Consider the following 15,056-nt stretch of genomic DNA (forward strand, 5'->3'; position numbering starts at 1 on the left):
GACCTGACCCGTTCAGGCGCCGTCGCGCGCCTGCTGCCACCGCGCCAGGAGACCGCCGGGAACCTCCTCGGTCGTGAGCGCGAAGGTCCGGTGGTCGCGCCAGTCTCCCTGGATGTGCAGGTAACGCTCCCGCACTCCCTCGTCCCGGAACCCGAGCTTCTCCACGACGCGCAGGCTCGCCGCGTTCTCCGGGCGGATGTTGATCTCGACGCGGTGCAGACCCAGCACCAGGAAGCAGTAGTCGGTCGCCATCGCCACCGAGGTCGGGATGATGCCGCGGCCCGCATACTCGCGCGCCACCCAGTACCCGATGCTCGCCGAGCACAGGGAGCCGTACTGGATGGAGGACACGGTGAGCTGGCCGACCAGCGCACCGTCCAGCTCGACCACGAACGGCAGGGTGGTGCCCGCCCGGGCCTGCGCGCTCAGTGCGCGCACGTAGTCGCCGAACGACGTCGCCTCGGGCCGTTCCCCCGGCGAGGTGGCCTCCCAGGCCCGGAGCCACGACGCGTTGAGCTGACGCAGCCGCATCCACTCGCCGCCGTCGCGGCGTCGCAGGGGCCGCAGCACCACGGCGCCCGACGGCGTGTCCTCACGGAGCGTGACCGGCCAGGGCCTGGTCACCGCCCACCTCTTCGCATCGTTCATCCCGGTTCCCTCGTCCACCTACCCGGCGCGCCGGGTCCCCGTGGCACCGGACCCTGCCACAATAAGGACATGCACGGCGACCTCAAGGCCTCGACAGCGCATCAGCCGTACCCGGTCGTCGCGGGGATGGAACCCGAAGATGCCAAGGACGAGCTGCGGCGCGCGATCCGCCACCACCGCTCGGAACGCTCTCAACGGCTGCGTGACCAGGCGGCGAGGGCGCTCGCCGAGGTCGTCGCCGACGTCCCCGCCGTGCAGGAGGCGTCCGTCGTCGTCGCCTACTCCCCCCGTCCCACGGAGCCCTCCACCCTGCCGCTGCTGGAGCGCCTCGCCGCGCGCGGCGCACGGGTGCTGCTCCCGGTGCTCGGCGCGGGCCTCGCCCGCGACTGGGCGGACTACACCGGTCCGGACGACCTCCGCGAACGGGCCCCGGGCCGGCCGCCGGAGCCGGGCGGGCCCAGTCTCGGCGCGGAGGCCATCACGCAGGCCGACGTCGTCATCGCCCCCGCGCTGGCCGTCGACACGAGCGGCACCCGGCTCGGGCAGGGCGGCGGCTGGTACGACCGCGTGCTGAAGCAGGTGCGTCCTGGTGTGCGGTCCATCGCGCTGGTCTTCCCGGAGGAGCTCTACGACGCTGCCGAGCGACCGCTGCCGGTCCTGGAGCACGACGTGGCCGTGCACGCCGTCGTGACCCCGGACGGCTGGCTGCCGCTCCCGGCGGCGTAGTCACCGGGAGCGGCAGGACCTCAGGGCACGAGGGTCGCGGTGTCCTTCGCCGCCTCCTCGACGGCTGCGCGGCTGAACGGCCACGGGAACGTCTCGCCGTCGGCCCACGCCGAGAGCTGGTCGGTGTAGTGGGACGACGCCGGGTGGCCTGACGTGCCGGTCACCGTCACCCACGTCGAGGCGTCCAGGTCGCCCAGGTCCACGACCATCCGCATGGACGGGCCGGTGGTCACCCGGAAGCTGCCCGTCGAGGCGTCCCACGCGGTGGCGTTGACGATCGAGCTGCCGCCGGCCATCTCGACCGGTCGCGGGTTGACGTAGTCGCGCACCAGGGCGGGCACCGACTCCCCGCCGATCACCGGGTGCTCCAGCGCCAGCGTGTGCAGCGCGCCCCACCGCCAGTCCGTCGCGTCCTTGGACAGCTCGACGGTGAGGTCGCCCCGCGCGGTCACCAGCGCCTGGGTGAGGGCCTCGTCGCGGGTCTCGACCACGTTGACGGTCGAGCGGTCGTCCCAGAACGGGTGCTCCGGCCGCTCGAGCATGTCGCGCACCACGACGAGCCACCGCGACCCGCCGGTCGGCCGCATGCCCTCCGGGACGTCGTCCCAGAAGGTGGTGCGCAGCAGGTTGCGCCACACCGCGTTGAAGTAGGCGGCGGCCGACGAGTCCGTCTCCGTCGTGTAGTCCCAGCCGGCGAGCAGCTGCTGGCCGTCCGCGTCGTACGGGTCGTCGATCTCGACGTCGAGCAGGGCGGGCACCAGCGCTGCGGCGAACGGCGACCAGTCGTCGTTCTGCAGGTTGTTCATGTCCTCGACCGAGAAAGGCCGCCCGGCCGCGACCTGCTGCGTGATCAGCTCGCGGATGCGCTCGGAGCGGAAGCCGTGGTCCCAGTCCTTCGACAGGTCCGGTCCGACGCCGTGGGGCAGCACCGCCTGGTTGGCCGCGACGATGAACCCCTCCTCGGGATCCAGCGACCGCGGCATCTCCTCCGCGTCGACCCAGCCGCGCCAGTCGTACCGGGGGTCCCAGCCGGGTCGCGGCCAGGTGCCGTCGGCCGGCACCGGTCCGGAGACCCGCTTCCGCTCCGGGATGCGGCCCGGCGCCTGGTAGCCGATGTGCCCGTCGGTCGTGGCGAACACGATGTTCTGGGCGGGCACGTCGAACATCGCGGCCGCCTCCTGGACGTCCTCGGCGTCGGCCGCGGCGGCCATCGCGAAGATGGCGTCCGCCGTCCGGCCCGGCTCGAGGGCGGTCCAGGCCAGCGAGACCGCGTACTCGCCGAAGTCGGTGCCCACCTCGGTCGGGGAGCCGACGACGGCGCCCACGTCGAGCACCGAGGACACCACCGGACCGTGGTCGGTCGAGCGCACCTCCAGCTCGATCGGGTCCGCTCCCGCGACACGGATCGTCTCGGTGCGCGACTCCATGGGCACCCATTCCTCGGCGTCCGCGTCGCGCAGCCACGTGTCGTCGCGCACGCGTTCGACGAAGAAGTCCGTCACGTCGGCGCCCATGTTCGTCAGTCCCCAGGCGAGCTCGGCGTTGTGCCCGATGATCACGCCCGGGAATCCCGCGAACGAGAACCCCGACACGTCGAACGGGCAGTCCGCCGAGACCTGCTCGCAGTGCAGGCCCACCTGGGACCACAGGCTCGGCACGTCCAGCGCGAGGTGCGGGTCGTTGGCGAGGATCGGCAAGCCGGAGGCGGTGAGGTCACCGGAGACCACCCAGGAGTTCGACCCGGCGCCGTCGCCGGTACCGACGAGGACGGGTACGGCGTCGAGCGCTGCAGCGGCCGACGAGACGGCGCCGCCGAGCGCGTCGCCGCGCCAGGCGACGTCCGCCGGCGCGGTGCGCGAGCCCTTGCGCCCGTCGTCCTCGACGAGGTCGCTCTCCGCCAGGATCGGGGTGTTACCGCCCTCGACGAAGCTCGGGAAGAGCTCGTCCACGAGCTCGACGTCCTCCAGCGCGCCGTACGCGAGCGCCCGGTCGAGCTCGTCGTCGTAGTTGCCGCGCAGGTCCCAGGCCATCGCCTTGAGCCAGGCGAGGGAGTCGACCGGGTCCCAGGGCGCGGGTGTCGCGACGTCGACCGTGGCACCGAGCACGGTGTACTCGAGGGCGATCTCGTCCGTGCTGCGGTCGGCGAGGTAGGCGTTGACGCCCTGCGCGTACGCCTGCAGGTAGCCGCGCGACTCCGGGGAGATGAGGTTCCACTCCTCCTCGGCCACCTCGCGCCAGCCGAAGGTGCGGATGACCTTGTCCGCGTCGATCGCGGTGGGGACGTCGCCGACGAGCTCGGCGAGCCGCCCCGACGTCACGTGCCGGCGGTAGTCCATCTCGAAGAACCGGTCCTGGGCGTGCAGGTACCCCTGCGCGGCGAAGAGGTCCTCCGCGGTCGATGCGTACACCTGCGGCACGCCCTGCTCGTCGCGGTGCACCGTGACCTCGCCGGCGAGCCCGGGCACGTTCTGCGTCCCGGAGGTCTCCGGCAGCGGCTTGCGGACCGTGACGACGGTGAAGGTCACGGTCGCGACGAGGGCGAGCGCCACGACCACCGCGATCCCCACCACTCCTCGCCGCAGGCGGGAGCGGGGCCCGGGGACGGGCTCTTCCTCGCCTGCGTCCTCGGGCGGTCGGGTCTCGTCGGGTTCGTTCGCTGAGGGGAGGTCGCTCGCTGACACGCAGGCGAGACTACCGTCCGCGTATGATTGGCACTCGCATCATCTGAGTGCCAGCCCGACGAGGAGAACCCGTGCCCACCTACGCCTACCGGTGCGCCGACTGCGGCCACGCCTTCGACATCCACCAGGCGTTCACCGACGACTCGCTGACGGTCTGCCCGGAGTGCTCCGGGCGGCTGCGCAAGCAGTACGGCTCGGTGGGCGTGACCTTCAAGGGTTCCGGCTTCTACCGGACCGACTCGCGCAACGGGTCGAAGAGCTCGGGCGGCTCGTCGTCCGGCACCTCCGGCTCGTCCGACAAGAAGTCCGGCGGCTCCGACAAGGGCTCCTCGACCTCGGGCTCGTCGGGCTCCGGCTCGTCGGGGTCCTCGGGCTCGTCGGGTTCTTCGGGGTCGGGCTCCTCGGGCGCGTCCAAGGCCGCCTCCGCCTGACGCGGGCACCCGAGGCCACCCCCAGGTGGAGGCGGTCCACCGGCGCACGACGGCGACCGCACCGGCCGCGCCGCGCGCCCTAGCGTGCCCGGCATGGAGCCCTCCACCACGTCCCGCCTGGCCCGCCACGCGCGGACGGTCGCCTGGCGCAGCCGGTTCGTCGTCGCCGCCCTGTGCTGCGGCCTGGCCGCCGGCGTGACCGTCCACGCGATGCGGCCCGAGCCCCCGGCCACCCGCGAGGTGGTCGTCGCTGCCCGCGCGCTGCCGGCGGGCACCACCCTGCGCGCGGGCGACCTCACCACGCTGACGGTGGCGGCCGAGCTCGCGCCGGACGGGCTGCTGACCGACCCGGCCGACGCCGTCGGCCGCTCCCCTGCCGTCACCCTCGCCGCGGGCGTCCCGGTGCACGCCGACCTGGTCGCCGGGGGCGGGATGGCCGAGCGGGCGCCCGACGGCACCGTCGTCGTCGGCGTCCGGCTCACCGAGGCCACGTGGCTGCGCCCCGGCGACCGCGTCGACCTGCTCTCCACCGACGACGACGCCGACCGCCTCGCCCGGCGTGCGCTCGTCCTGCCAGGGCTCCCGGCCGACGACGGCGCGGCCAGCACGGGCGGTCTGCTCGGCTCGGCCGCACCCGCCGGCCAGGACTCCGCCGTGACCCTCGTGGCCGTCGACCCGGACGAGGCCGCCGACGTCTCCGCTGGCGCGACGTGGGGCACGATCGCCGCCGTGCTCGTACCCTGAGACACGGCAGGGGCGACACGCGCTCCCCTTCTCGAGAGGACGGGAACATGCTGGCTGGTTTCAAGACGTTCATCATGCGGGGCAACGTGGTCGACCTCGCCGTCGGCATCGTCATCGGTGGCGCGTTCGCCCTGGTGATCACCGGGCTGATGGACGGGATCCTCAACCCGCTCATCGCGGCGATCTTCGGCCAGCCGGACATCTCCGGGGTCGGGACCTTCGAGCTCAACGGAGCGGCGTTCAGCATCGGCCTCTTCCTGCAGGCGGTGCTGAACTTCCTCATCGTGGCAGCGGCCCTGTACTTCTTCGTCGTGCTGCCGATGAACACCTACGCCGAGCGTCGCCGCCGGGTCGACGACGAGGTCGCCGAGGAGCCCGAGGCGGACCTCGCTCTGCTCACCGAGATCCGCGACCTGCTCGCCGAGCAGGCCCGCCGGCCCTGACACCGCCCGCCCGGTCCGGGTCGGCCCGCCGGGGCGCGTCACCAGTGCGGTGGCACGTCCCGGCGCAGGCGGTCGTCGTTGGACTCGTGACCGCCCTCGTCGTCGGCGGTGACGCCCCAGACGGTCTCGCGCTCGGCGCCCCGCCGCACCGCACGCCGCGGGCCACGACGCCGACCGGTGGCAGGTGCGTCCGGCGTGCCGGCGCTGTCCGCGGTGGGAGGTTCTTCGGAGGACGTCACTCCCCCATTGTCTCCCGGGGATCCTTGACGACCTCGTCAGGCTCGTCGTCGGCCATCACGGGCACCACGACCTCGGGCGGGACCGGCACGCCACCGGGGGTGCCGACCCGCTCGTCGCGGACCTGCTGCACCAGCCGTCGCACGCGGTCCGCCTCGCCCTCCGGGTCCAGGAACGCCGCCGCGGACCACACCTGCGCGACGGTCCAGCCGAGCCCTTCGAGCCGCTGGGCCAGCTGCCGGTCCCGCACCCGCACGGACGGCTCGGCCACGTACTGCGCGTCGTCGGTCAGCACCGCCACGAGCAGCTCGCCCGGCAGGTCGGGATGGCCCACCACGAGCGGGATCCGGTCACCGTCGCCGGTGCCGTAGTCCGTCTCGACGAGGTACCCCAGCCGCCACAGCCGCTCGCCCAGGTCCATGAGGAGCCTGTCCGGGACGCGGCCCGCGTCGATCCCGTTGCCGAGCTCCACCTGGTCCGCCACGCCCGAGCGTCGCTCGGCGAGCTCGAGGACGTCCCGCAGCAGCCCCGGCCCGGCGCCACGCAGACGGTCGGGGTCGAGAGCCTCGGCCGGGAAGCAGGACACCACGTGCAGGCGACGGCGTGTCGCGCCGAGCGCACCGAGCAGCATCGCCGCTCCGCCGTCGTCCCCGAGGACGCCGAACCGGTGCAGCACACGGCCGTGCGGCGTCCGGCCGAAGCCGAGCGAGAGCAGGATCGTGTCGCGCGAGAGCCCGGCCACGCCGGTGATGTCGGCGACGACGACGGGCTCGGCACGTCGCCCGGAGAAGAACGGGGCCAGCGCAGGGTTGGCGCGCACCTCTGCCAGCAGCGCGTCGCGGATGCGGTCCGCGTGCGCGGCCGTCACCGTGACGATCCCGAGCGTCTCCTCGGGGCGGGTCAGCGCATGCTCGATGGACACCTCGACGACGCGGTCCACCTCGGCTCGTGTGCTCTCGACGGACCCGGACGTCGGGTCGGGCATCCCCGTGCCGTCGACGACGTCGAGCTGGACGAGCGCCTCCGGCCGCGGCAGCGGAGCCGGCCGCAGCAGACCCTCGTATCCGTGGGCCGCCAGCAGGCGGGTCAGCTCGGGGTCGCGGCGGTTCTCCCGCGGCTGCAGCGTCACCGTGGGCAGCAGCTGGGACAGCTCGCGCACGCTGGTGCCCGACGCCGTGCGCGGGTCACCGACGACGACCACCTGCCGGCCACGAGCCAGGCAGGTGACGACGACCTCGATCGGCACGTGCTGGACCGCGTCGAGCACCACGAGGTCGACCGTGCGGTGGGTGGGCAGCAGGTGAGGCACCAGCGTGGGGGTCGCCAGGACCACGGGCCGCAACCGCCGGGCCACGTCGCCGTACCTCTCGACGAGCTCGCGCAGCGACGCCATCCGGCCCTCGATGAGCTCGGCGAACAGCGCCTCGGACCCGGCGCGGTCCTCCCGCATCGCCGCACCCAGGTGCGCGCGGGCGGCCACCCTGGCCGGCTGCGAGAGAGCGGCGAGGTGCCGGGCGTCCAGGTCTCGGAAGCGGCGCGCCAGCGCGTCGAGCCCGGCGCCGTCCTGGCCCGCGAGGGTCGGGTCGCCACCGAGGATCTGCTCGAACACGCTGGTCCACCACGCGAGGTCCAGCTCGGCGGCCACCTGGTCGGCGTCGACGCGGCGCGAGGTCAGGTCGTCGATCAGCTCGCCGAGACCTGCCTCGCGGGCTCGGCGGAGCAGGTTCGTGCGCTCGGGCAGCGTCTCCAGCGCCTGGGGGTCCAGGGCGAGCTGGTGCAGCCGCTCCGCGAGCGCGTCGAGGTCCAGGTCGAGCAGCTGCGCACCGTGCACCGTCGGTCCCAGCACCGGCTCGAGGGCGACGAGGTCGATGCGCACCGCCTCGTACGTGTCCTCGATGGTGGCCAGCCCCTCGGGAAGCGTCGGCCACCCGCCGCGCGGCGAGTGCTCGGCCCAGACGTCGCGCTGCTCGGCCACCTCGATGAGCGCCGAGTGGAGGTTCGGCACCCGGACACCCGGACGGACCATGTCCCGCGCGCGCTTGCGCAGCCGCCGGCGCGTGAACCAGCCCATCTCCACGCCGTGCTCGCTGCGCCACCGACGCGTCGCCGTCGCCTGCACCAGGTCCGTCGCGGTGCGCTCGAACACCATCGGGTGGAACACGTCGAGCGTGCTGCGCATGCCCGCGAGCATCGCGAGCTGCGTACCCCACGCGTTGATCGTGGTCGGCGCCTCCAGGCCCGTCACCTCGCCGGTGTACGCGATCTGACGGCGGAGCTGCGGCAGCGTCGCCTCCTTGAGCCGCCGCACGCGCGCCAGGGCGTCGCGCGCCTCGTCCATCGTCGTCAGGTGGGCGCCGAACCACGCCGTCGAGGACGGCCGCAGCGTGAACGCGCCCAGCGCGGCCGCACGCTCCAGCTCGCCCGCGACCCGCCGTCGGGCGTCACCGTCCAGGGCAACCGCCGTGCGGGCGTCCAGCCGCACCGACGTCGACGGCGCGGGCCGCTCCGAGGTGAGGCGCGCCAGCTCCTGCAGCGCGTCGTACGCGGACACCGCCCACGGCTCGCGGCGGGCGTGCAGGGCGTCGATGTAGCCCGTGAGCTGCGACCGCGCACCGATCAGGGCGTCGCGCACCTGCGCCGCTGCCGAGGCGTCGACGGCCTCCGGCTCCGTCGCCATCGCGGCGAGGAGGCGCTCCGCCATGTCCTCGCGCCAGGTCTGGCGCGGCGTGACGTCCAACGAGAGGCCCTCGAGCCCCAGCTCTTCCAGGCGCTGCGCCAGCCGGTCGGCGGCGCGGCGGTGACCCGTCACGTACAGCACCGAGCGTCCGGCGGCGGCCGCCTCCGTGACCACCGCGGCGACCGTCCCCGCGACGTCGGACCCGAGCGGCGCGTCCACGAAGAAGTGCTGCCCCGTGCCCAGCGCGTCCACGACGTGACGCTGGTAGGGGTCCAGGTCGCCCACGCCGCGCTCGCGTGCCGGGTCCGCGTCACCACGGCGGGGCGCGGGCAGCTCGGCGGTGGAGACGCGCGCGATCGCCTGGTCCGCTCCCGCGAGCGCCGCGACCAGCTCGTGCCGGCCCAGCGCCGGGGAGACCTCGTCGAGGTCGTCGACCAGCGCCTGACCCGGATGGACGAAGGTGCCGACCAGGACGCGCTGCTCCCAGCGGAAGTCGGCGAGGTGCTCGGCCCCGAGCGCGGCGACCCGGTCGAGGACGTCGTCGGGGTCGAACCCGGCCGCCGTGAAGGACGCCTGCGCGAGCGCGCCGAGATCGTCCTGGACGCCGCGGGCACGCAGGGTGCGCGCCAGGACCGGGTTGATCTCCGCCGTCGGCCCCAGCGTCAGATCGTAGTCGGTCTCGCCGTCACCCCGGGGCGCCAGCGTCACCGGGCGCAGCAGGATGGGCACGTGGACCGTCCGTGTGCCCGGCGTGACCTCGTCGGGCGGGGTCGGGCGACGAGCCGGGCGGCTCTGCCGGCGCGCGACGCTCACCACGGGGATCGACGTCGTCACCGCGGGCGTCGTGTCGGCGGTCGCGCCGTCGGCGACCGCCACGTCGCCCCGCGCGGCGCGGGCGGCATCCGCCGGGGACGCGACGGTGGCGACGTCGTCGGGCGACCCGGCGGAGTCCGTCCCCGCCGGTACCGGCGAGGTCGCGCTCGCACCGCTGGCCACCTCGGCGAGCGCGGTGAGGTCGCGATGGCGATCGTCCGCGGACTCGCCCTCCTCGACCGGCTCGGTCCAGGACGCCACACCGATAGCCAGCGAGGTCGGCGCCAGCCCGTACTGCGCGGCGTGCTCCGCGGAGCGCACGACGACGGCACGCGCGTGGCGCCGCGCCGTGGGGAAGGTGCCCGGCTCGCGCACCAGGTTGGACAACCGGGTGGACCGGCCGGCGAAGAGCTGTGCGACGCCCGACGGGTGCGCGGCGGACAGGTCGACCACCGCCTCGCCCAGCATCCCGACGTCGGTGAGCGTGGACCCGCCGACCATCTCGGCCAGCCCGGCACGCCACCGGCGGACCGCCTCGACGAGGGGGGTCGTCGTCGTGGGGCCGTTCGGGGCGGAAGGACCCGGGCGCGGACCGGGCGTGCCGTCGTCGGCGGGAGCGACGCCGTCGTCGGCTCCACCGTCAGGGGCACGCGCGTCGGTGCGTCCGCGGGCGTTCGCGCGCCCGGGCCGCCGGCGGGCACTGTCGTCCTGCGGCTCGACCGAGGGCTCGGCCGCGGCCGCGGCTGTGGATCGGCGGAGGACTCTCACGCCAGCACGGTAGACCGGCTCGCGGGGCCGACGGCGCCGGGCACGCCGGGGCGACCGGGATCGTCCGGGAAACCCCAGGGAGTGAAACTGTCGACGCCCCCTCGGCGGGGGGTCCGAGGAGGCGTCCGACCGGAAGCCGGTCGAGGACAGCGCGCACCGCGCAGGGGGCGGGCGATGCGCGCTGCCACCAGGCAGTCTGCCCCCCGCGCGTCTGACCAGTCAATACTCCGGAGCCGTTCAGCCGACACATTCGCGGGATCGCTCCCACCTGCGGTGACGTCGGGCGACGCACCTCGCAAAAAGGTGGCAGCGACGAGCCGCCTCCGCCTACGCTCCTGCGGTGAGGAGAGCACTCGAGGCCGCCGTCCCCGCCCGGATGGGGGTCCCGTTCCGGTGGATGCTCGCGTCGAGCTGGACCAGCAACATCGGCGACGGCATCGCGCTGGCCGCCGGCCCGCTCCTCGTGGCGTCGCAGACGGACTCCGCGACGCTCGTCGCGCTGGCCGCGATGCTGCAGCGGCTGCCGTGGCTGCTCTTCGGGTTGTGGGCGGGCGCCCTGGCCGACCGGGTCGACAGGCGCCGGATCGTCATCGTCGCCAACGCGCTGCGCGCCGTCATCGTCGCCGTGCTGTGCCTCACGATCGCGACCGGTGCCGCGCACATCGTCGTGGTGCTCACCGCGATGCTTCTCATGGGTGTCGCCGAGGTGTTCGCCGACACCACCTCCCAGACGCTGCTGCCCATGCTGGTGGACAAGCGGGACCTCGGGACCGGCAACGCGCGGCTCCAAGCCGGGTTCCTCACCGGCAACCAGCTCGCCGGGCCGCCGATCGGGGCGTTCCTGTTCGCCCTCGGTATGGCATGGCCGTTCCTCGTGCAGGTCGTGTGCGTGCTGCTCGCCATCGTGCTCATCAGCCGCATCACCCTGCCGGCGGTGCCGCGTGCCGAGAGCCCCGCCCCGGCGCGCCGAGAGATCCTCGACGGGCTGCGCTGGCTGTGGACCCACCCCCCGGTGCGGACGCTCGCGCTCGTCATCTTCACGTTCAACGCGACGTGGGCCGCCCCGTGGGGCGTCCTGGTGCTGTACTCGCTCGACCGGCTGCAGATGGGACCGGTCGGGTACGGCCTGCTGACCACCGCCACCGGCGTCGGCGGGGTGCTCGGGACGCTGCTCTACGGCCGGCTGGAGCGACGGTTCTCGCTCGCGACCCTCATGAAGACGGTCCTGGCGATGGAGGTCGCGTTCCACCTCGTGCTCGCGCTGACGACGTCCGCCTGGGTCGCGATGGCGACCGTTTTCGTGTTCGGCGCCTACACCTTCGTGTGGGGGACGGTGTCGAACACCGTGCGCCAGCGTGCGGTGCCGACCGAGTACCAGGGGCGGGTCGGGTCGGTGTACCTCATCGGGCTGTTCGGCGGGATCGTGGTCGGCAACGCCCTCGGCGGGGTGCTCACCGACCTGTGGGGCATCACGGCGCCGTTCTGGTTCGCGTTCGTCGGTGCCGGGGTGACGCTCGCGCTGGTGTGGCGCCAGCTCGACCACATCGCCCACGCCGAAGCCGGCTGACCTCGGCGGGCTACTCGCCCGTCGCGCCGTCCGACAGCTCTCGAGCGACATCGAGGTGCCCCGCGTGGCGCGCGTACTCCTGCAGCACGTGGAAGCAGATCCACGCCAGCGTGGGCGGGTCGGCCTCGAACCGGCCGCCGACGGCGCCACGCTCGGCGAGGTCGTGATCGGCCAGCACCGCTCCGGTCCGCTCGGCACCGGCGTGCAGCGCGGCGACCAGCGCGTCGCGTGTGACGCCGTCGGGCACCACCCACCGCCCGTGCGGGTCGCCGTCGGCGTGGTCGCCCCACGGGTCGGGGGCGTGCTCGGCGAGGAAGCCCCACACGAACCAGCGGCGCTCCATGTGGACCAGGTGGATCAGCAGCTCCAACGGCGTCCAGCCCGACGGCAGCCTGCTGGTGCGCAGCGCGGCGTCGGTCATGCCGTGGAGCTTCCGCTCGACGGCGTCGCGGTAGTAGTCGAGGTAGGCGACGAAGTGGGCCTTCGGGTCCGAGGAGTCGAGCCGGGGCTCGACGGCGGAGAGCGGCATGCGTGCAGCGTACGGCGGCGACGTCCTGCCGAACGACGTCGCACTGCCAGGGTGCGCCCGGCGCGATTCGAACGCGCGACACCGGCTTTAGGAGAGCCGTGCTCTATCCCCTGAGCTACGGGCGCTCGCCGCCACGAGGGCGGCGACGTCGTCAGGACCGGGCCCCGACGACGCCCACAGCCTAGCGCCCGAGCCCGCGCACCGCGGAATCAGCCCCACGCGGCCGGGTCGGCCACGACCTCTCGCAGCACCTCGCGCGCTCCCCCGGACAGCGCGGCGTGCTGACCGGCCCGGGCGGCCCGGACGTCGGGCTCCGCGAAGGGCGCGGCCAGCACCCGCTCCCGCAGCACCGCGGTGACGTCGTCGTGCAGCCACGGCTCCAGCTCGGCGTACACGCCGCCGAGCACCACGGTGGACACGCCGGTGAGGTTCACGAAGTCGGCGAGCGCCGAGCCCAGCGCCCGGCCGGCACGGTGCAGCGCGTCGCGTGCGCCGTCGTCGTCCGCCTCGAGGGCGGCGACCAGCGTGTCGAGCGGGGCGTCGACCGGCAGCCCGGCGGCGCGCAGCACGGCCTCCTTGCCCGCGTACTGCTCGAGGCAGCCGCGCGCCCCGCAGGTGCAGCGCGGGCCGGCGGGGTCGACGACGACGTGGCCCACCTCGCCGTTCCAGCCGCGTTCGGCGAGGAACAGGCCGCGGTCGACGACGATGCCGGCGCCGATGCCGACGTCGCCGGAGACGTAGAGGAAGGAGTCGGGGACCTCGCCGGCGAGCTCGGCGAGCGCGGCGAGCTTGGCCTCGTTGGCGACCCGCACGGGCAGGTCGCCGAGCCCCAGCAGCGGCACGGGGTCGAGCGACGACCACCCGAGGTTGGGTGCGACCTCGAGCTCGCCGGTGCGGGCGTCGACGAGGCCGGGCAGCGCGAGCCGGGCCCCGGCGACGCGCATGCCCTCGCCCTCGACGGCGTCGACGACGCCGGCGGCGAGCGCGCCGAGCCGGCCGAGCAGGGTCGCCGGTTCGGAGTCGTGGAACGTGCCCTGCTCGACGGCGTCGGCGACGGTCTGTCCGGAGAGGTCGAGGGCGCGCACGCCCAGATGGTCGACGTTCACCTCGAGCCCGAGGCCGACGACGGTGCGAGCGGCGGGCACGAGCGGCACGGCGGGACGGCCGGCGCGCTGGGCGGCGGCGGGCGGCAGCTCGGCGACGAGGCGGGCGGCCACCAGGTGGTCGACGAGCGTCGAGACGGTGGCACGGGTCAGCCCGGTGGCGGCGGCGACGTCGGCGCGGGACGGTGGTACGGCGTCCGGAGGTCCGGCGGCGGCGTCGTAGATGGCCCTCGCCACGAGACGGAGGTTGCGTTCGCGCAGCGTGTGCTGCCGCGAGGCGCTGCTCCCGCCACCCGGGGGTGCACCGGTGGTGCGCTGCGTCGTCGTCGGCTCGGCGGTCACGCCTTGACTGTAGCCCAGGTACCGGCAATAGTTCATCCGTACAACAAAACTGCCGCGGCGTCGCCCGGCACCCGACTCGACGAGGAGAACCCGTGAGCGACATCAAGTACTCGTTCGGCCTGTGGACCGTGGGCTGGCCCGCGAACGACCCCTTCGGCACCGCGACCCGCCCCGAGCTGGACCCGGCCGAGTCGATCCGCAAGCTGGCCGACCTCGGCGCCTGGGGCTTCACGTACCACGACAACGACGTGTTCCCGTTCGGCGCCTCCGAGGCCGACCGTCAGGCGGGCCTCGACGCCGTGAAGAAGGCCTCCCAGGAGTCGGGCCTGGTCTGCGAGATGGTCACGACCAACACGTTCTCGCACCCGATCTTCAAGGACGGCGCGTTCACCTCGAACAACCGCGACGTGCGCCGTTTCGGTCTGAAGAAGGTGCTGCGCAGCGTCGACAACGCCGCGGAGATGGGCGCCTCCACGTTCGTCATGTGGGGCGGCCGCGAGGGCACCGAGTACGACAACTCGAAGGACCTCGCCGCCGCGCACGCCCGTTACGCCGAGGGCATCGACACCGTCGCCGCCTACATCAAGTCCAAGGGCTACGACCTCAAGATCGGTCTCGAGCCGAAGCCGAACGAGCCCCGCGGCGACATCTTCCTGCCGACCATCGGGCACGCGATCGCGCTGATCAACACGCTCGACAACGGCGACATCGTGGGGCTCAACCCGGAGACCGGGCACGAGCAGATGGCGGGCCTCAACTACACGCACGGTCTCGCGCTGGCGCTGTACTGCGGCAAGCTGTTCCACATCGACCTCAACGGCCAGCACGGCCCGCGCTACGACCAGGACCTCGTGTTCGGTCACGGCGACCTGCTGTCGGCGTTCTTCACGGTCGACCTGCTGGAGAACGGGTTCCCGAACGGCGGCCCGCGCTACGAGGGCCCGCGGCACTTCGACTACAAGCCGAGCCGCACCGAGCACCTCGACGGCGTGTGGGAGTCGGCCAAGGCCAACATGGCCACCTACGACATGCTCGCCGCGAAGGCGAAGGCGTACCGCGAGGACCCTGCCGTGCAGCAGGCGTTCGAGCACGCCGGCATCTTCGAGCTGGGTCAGTCGACGCTGGGTGAGGGCGAGTCCTTCGACGCGTTCCTCGCGGACGAGTCGGTGGACGGCATCGACGTCGACGCCGTGGCCGCGCGCGACTACGGTCTGGTGAAGCTGCACCAGCTCGCGCTGGAGCACCTCATCGGCTGAGTCGCAGCTGACCTTCGTCGTTGTGGGCGCGATTTCTGGCCCGGTATGCCCGGTTCGCCGGGCTTCCGGGCCCAGAAATCGCGCCCACAAC

General features: G+C 73.8%; 12 protein-coding genes and 1 tRNA gene. 6 read left to right on the top strand and 7 right to left on the bottom strand.

The window, feature by feature from the left end; genetic code table 11:
* Nucleotides 1-12: 12 nt before the first annotated feature.
* Complete coding sequence (locus ACH5HR_RS10960) at nt 13-648, bottom strand: GNAT family N-acetyltransferase (RefSeq protein ID WP_416477835.1); 636 nt, start codon at nt 646-648, stop codon at nt 13-15.
* Between the two features lie 69 nt (nt 649-717).
* Here ACH5HR_RS10960 and ACH5HR_RS10965 point away from each other — a divergent pair, with 69 nt between their 5' ends.
* Complete coding sequence (locus ACH5HR_RS10965; protein ID WP_416477837.1) at nt 718-1,374, top strand: 5-formyltetrahydrofolate cyclo-ligase; 657 nt, start codon at nt 718-720, stop codon at nt 1,372-1,374.
* A 20-nt stretch (nt 1,375-1,394) separates the two neighbouring features.
* On the opposite strand, the gene ACH5HR_RS10970 is transcribed toward ACH5HR_RS10965, so the two are convergent.
* Nucleotides 1,395-3,944, bottom strand: a complete 2,550-nt coding sequence (locus ACH5HR_RS10970; RefSeq protein WP_416477905.1) for a penicillin acylase family protein — start codon at nt 3,942-3,944, stop codon at nt 1,395-1,397.
* A gap of 182 nt (nt 3,945-4,126) precedes the next feature.
* Between ACH5HR_RS10970 and ACH5HR_RS10975 the strand changes: the two genes are divergently transcribed.
* The 3 genes from ACH5HR_RS10975 (at nt 4,127) to mscL (ending at nt 5,673) form a co-directional block, all read left to right on the top strand.
* Nucleotides 4,127-4,486, top strand: a complete 360-nt coding sequence (locus ACH5HR_RS10975) for an FmdB family zinc ribbon protein (protein WP_416477838.1) — start codon at nt 4,127-4,129, stop codon at nt 4,484-4,486.
* A 93-nt stretch (nt 4,487-4,579) separates the two neighbouring features.
* Nucleotides 4,580-5,230 (top strand): Flp pilus assembly protein CpaB, encoded by a 651-nt coding sequence (gene cpaB / locus ACH5HR_RS10980; RefSeq protein ID WP_416477840.1) that lies wholly within the window; start codon nt 4,580-4,582, stop codon nt 5,228-5,230.
* 47 nt (nt 5,231-5,277) lie between these two features.
* Nucleotides 5,278-5,673, top strand: coding sequence for a large conductance mechanosensitive channel protein MscL (gene mscL, locus ACH5HR_RS10985; protein ID WP_416477842.1), 396 nt, complete (start codon nt 5,278-5,280; stop codon nt 5,671-5,673).
* A gap of 38 nt (nt 5,674-5,711) precedes the next feature.
* Here the strand turns inward: mscL and ACH5HR_RS10990 are convergent, their stop codons facing one another.
* Nucleotides 5,712-5,912 (bottom strand): hypothetical protein, encoded by a 201-nt coding sequence (locus ACH5HR_RS10990; protein WP_416477844.1) that lies wholly within the window; start codon nt 5,910-5,912, stop codon nt 5,712-5,714.
* On the bottom strand, nt 5,909-10,168 hold the full coding sequence (locus tag ACH5HR_RS10995) for a PDDEXK-like endonuclease domain-containing protein (RefSeq protein WP_416477845.1): 4,260 nt from the start codon (nt 10,166-10,168) through the stop codon (nt 5,909-5,911). The genes ACH5HR_RS10990 and ACH5HR_RS10995 overlap by 4 nt, the downstream gene beginning before the upstream one ends.
* Nucleotides 10,169-10,544: 376 nt before the next feature.
* Here ACH5HR_RS10995 and ACH5HR_RS11000 point away from each other — a divergent pair, with 376 nt between their 5' ends.
* On the top strand, nt 10,545-11,735 hold the full coding sequence (locus tag ACH5HR_RS11000; protein ID WP_416477906.1) for an MFS transporter: 1,191 nt from the start codon (nt 10,545-10,547) through the stop codon (nt 11,733-11,735).
* 10 nt (nt 11,736-11,745) lie between these two features.
* Here the strand turns inward: ACH5HR_RS11000 and ACH5HR_RS11005 are convergent, their stop codons facing one another.
* From ACH5HR_RS11005 to ACH5HR_RS11015, 3 genes are all read right to left on the bottom strand, one after another.
* Nucleotides 11,746-12,264, bottom strand: a complete 519-nt coding sequence (locus tag ACH5HR_RS11005) for a DinB family protein (RefSeq protein ID WP_416477846.1) — start codon at nt 12,262-12,264, stop codon at nt 11,746-11,748.
* Between the two features lie 52 nt (nt 12,265-12,316).
* A tRNA-Arg gene (locus tag ACH5HR_RS11010) sits at nt 12,317-12,389 on the bottom strand.
* A gap of 84 nt (nt 12,390-12,473) precedes the next feature.
* A complete protein-coding gene (locus ACH5HR_RS11015; protein WP_416477847.1) occupies nt 12,474-13,709 on the bottom strand; it encodes an ROK family transcriptional regulator in 1,236 nt (411 codons plus the stop codon).
* 92 nt (nt 13,710-13,801) lie between these two features.
* Between ACH5HR_RS11015 and xylA the strand changes: the two genes are divergently transcribed.
* Entirely contained in the window at nt 13,802-14,965 is a 1,164-nt protein-coding gene (gene xylA / locus ACH5HR_RS11020; RefSeq protein ID WP_402374368.1) for a xylose isomerase, read from the top strand.
* Nucleotides 14,966-15,056: the final 91 nt, after the last annotated feature.

Source organism: Isoptericola maris, from assembly GCF_048065335.1.
Taxonomy (GTDB): Bacteria; Actinomycetota; Actinomycetes; order Actinomycetales; family Cellulomonadaceae; genus Isoptericola; species Isoptericola rhizosphaerae.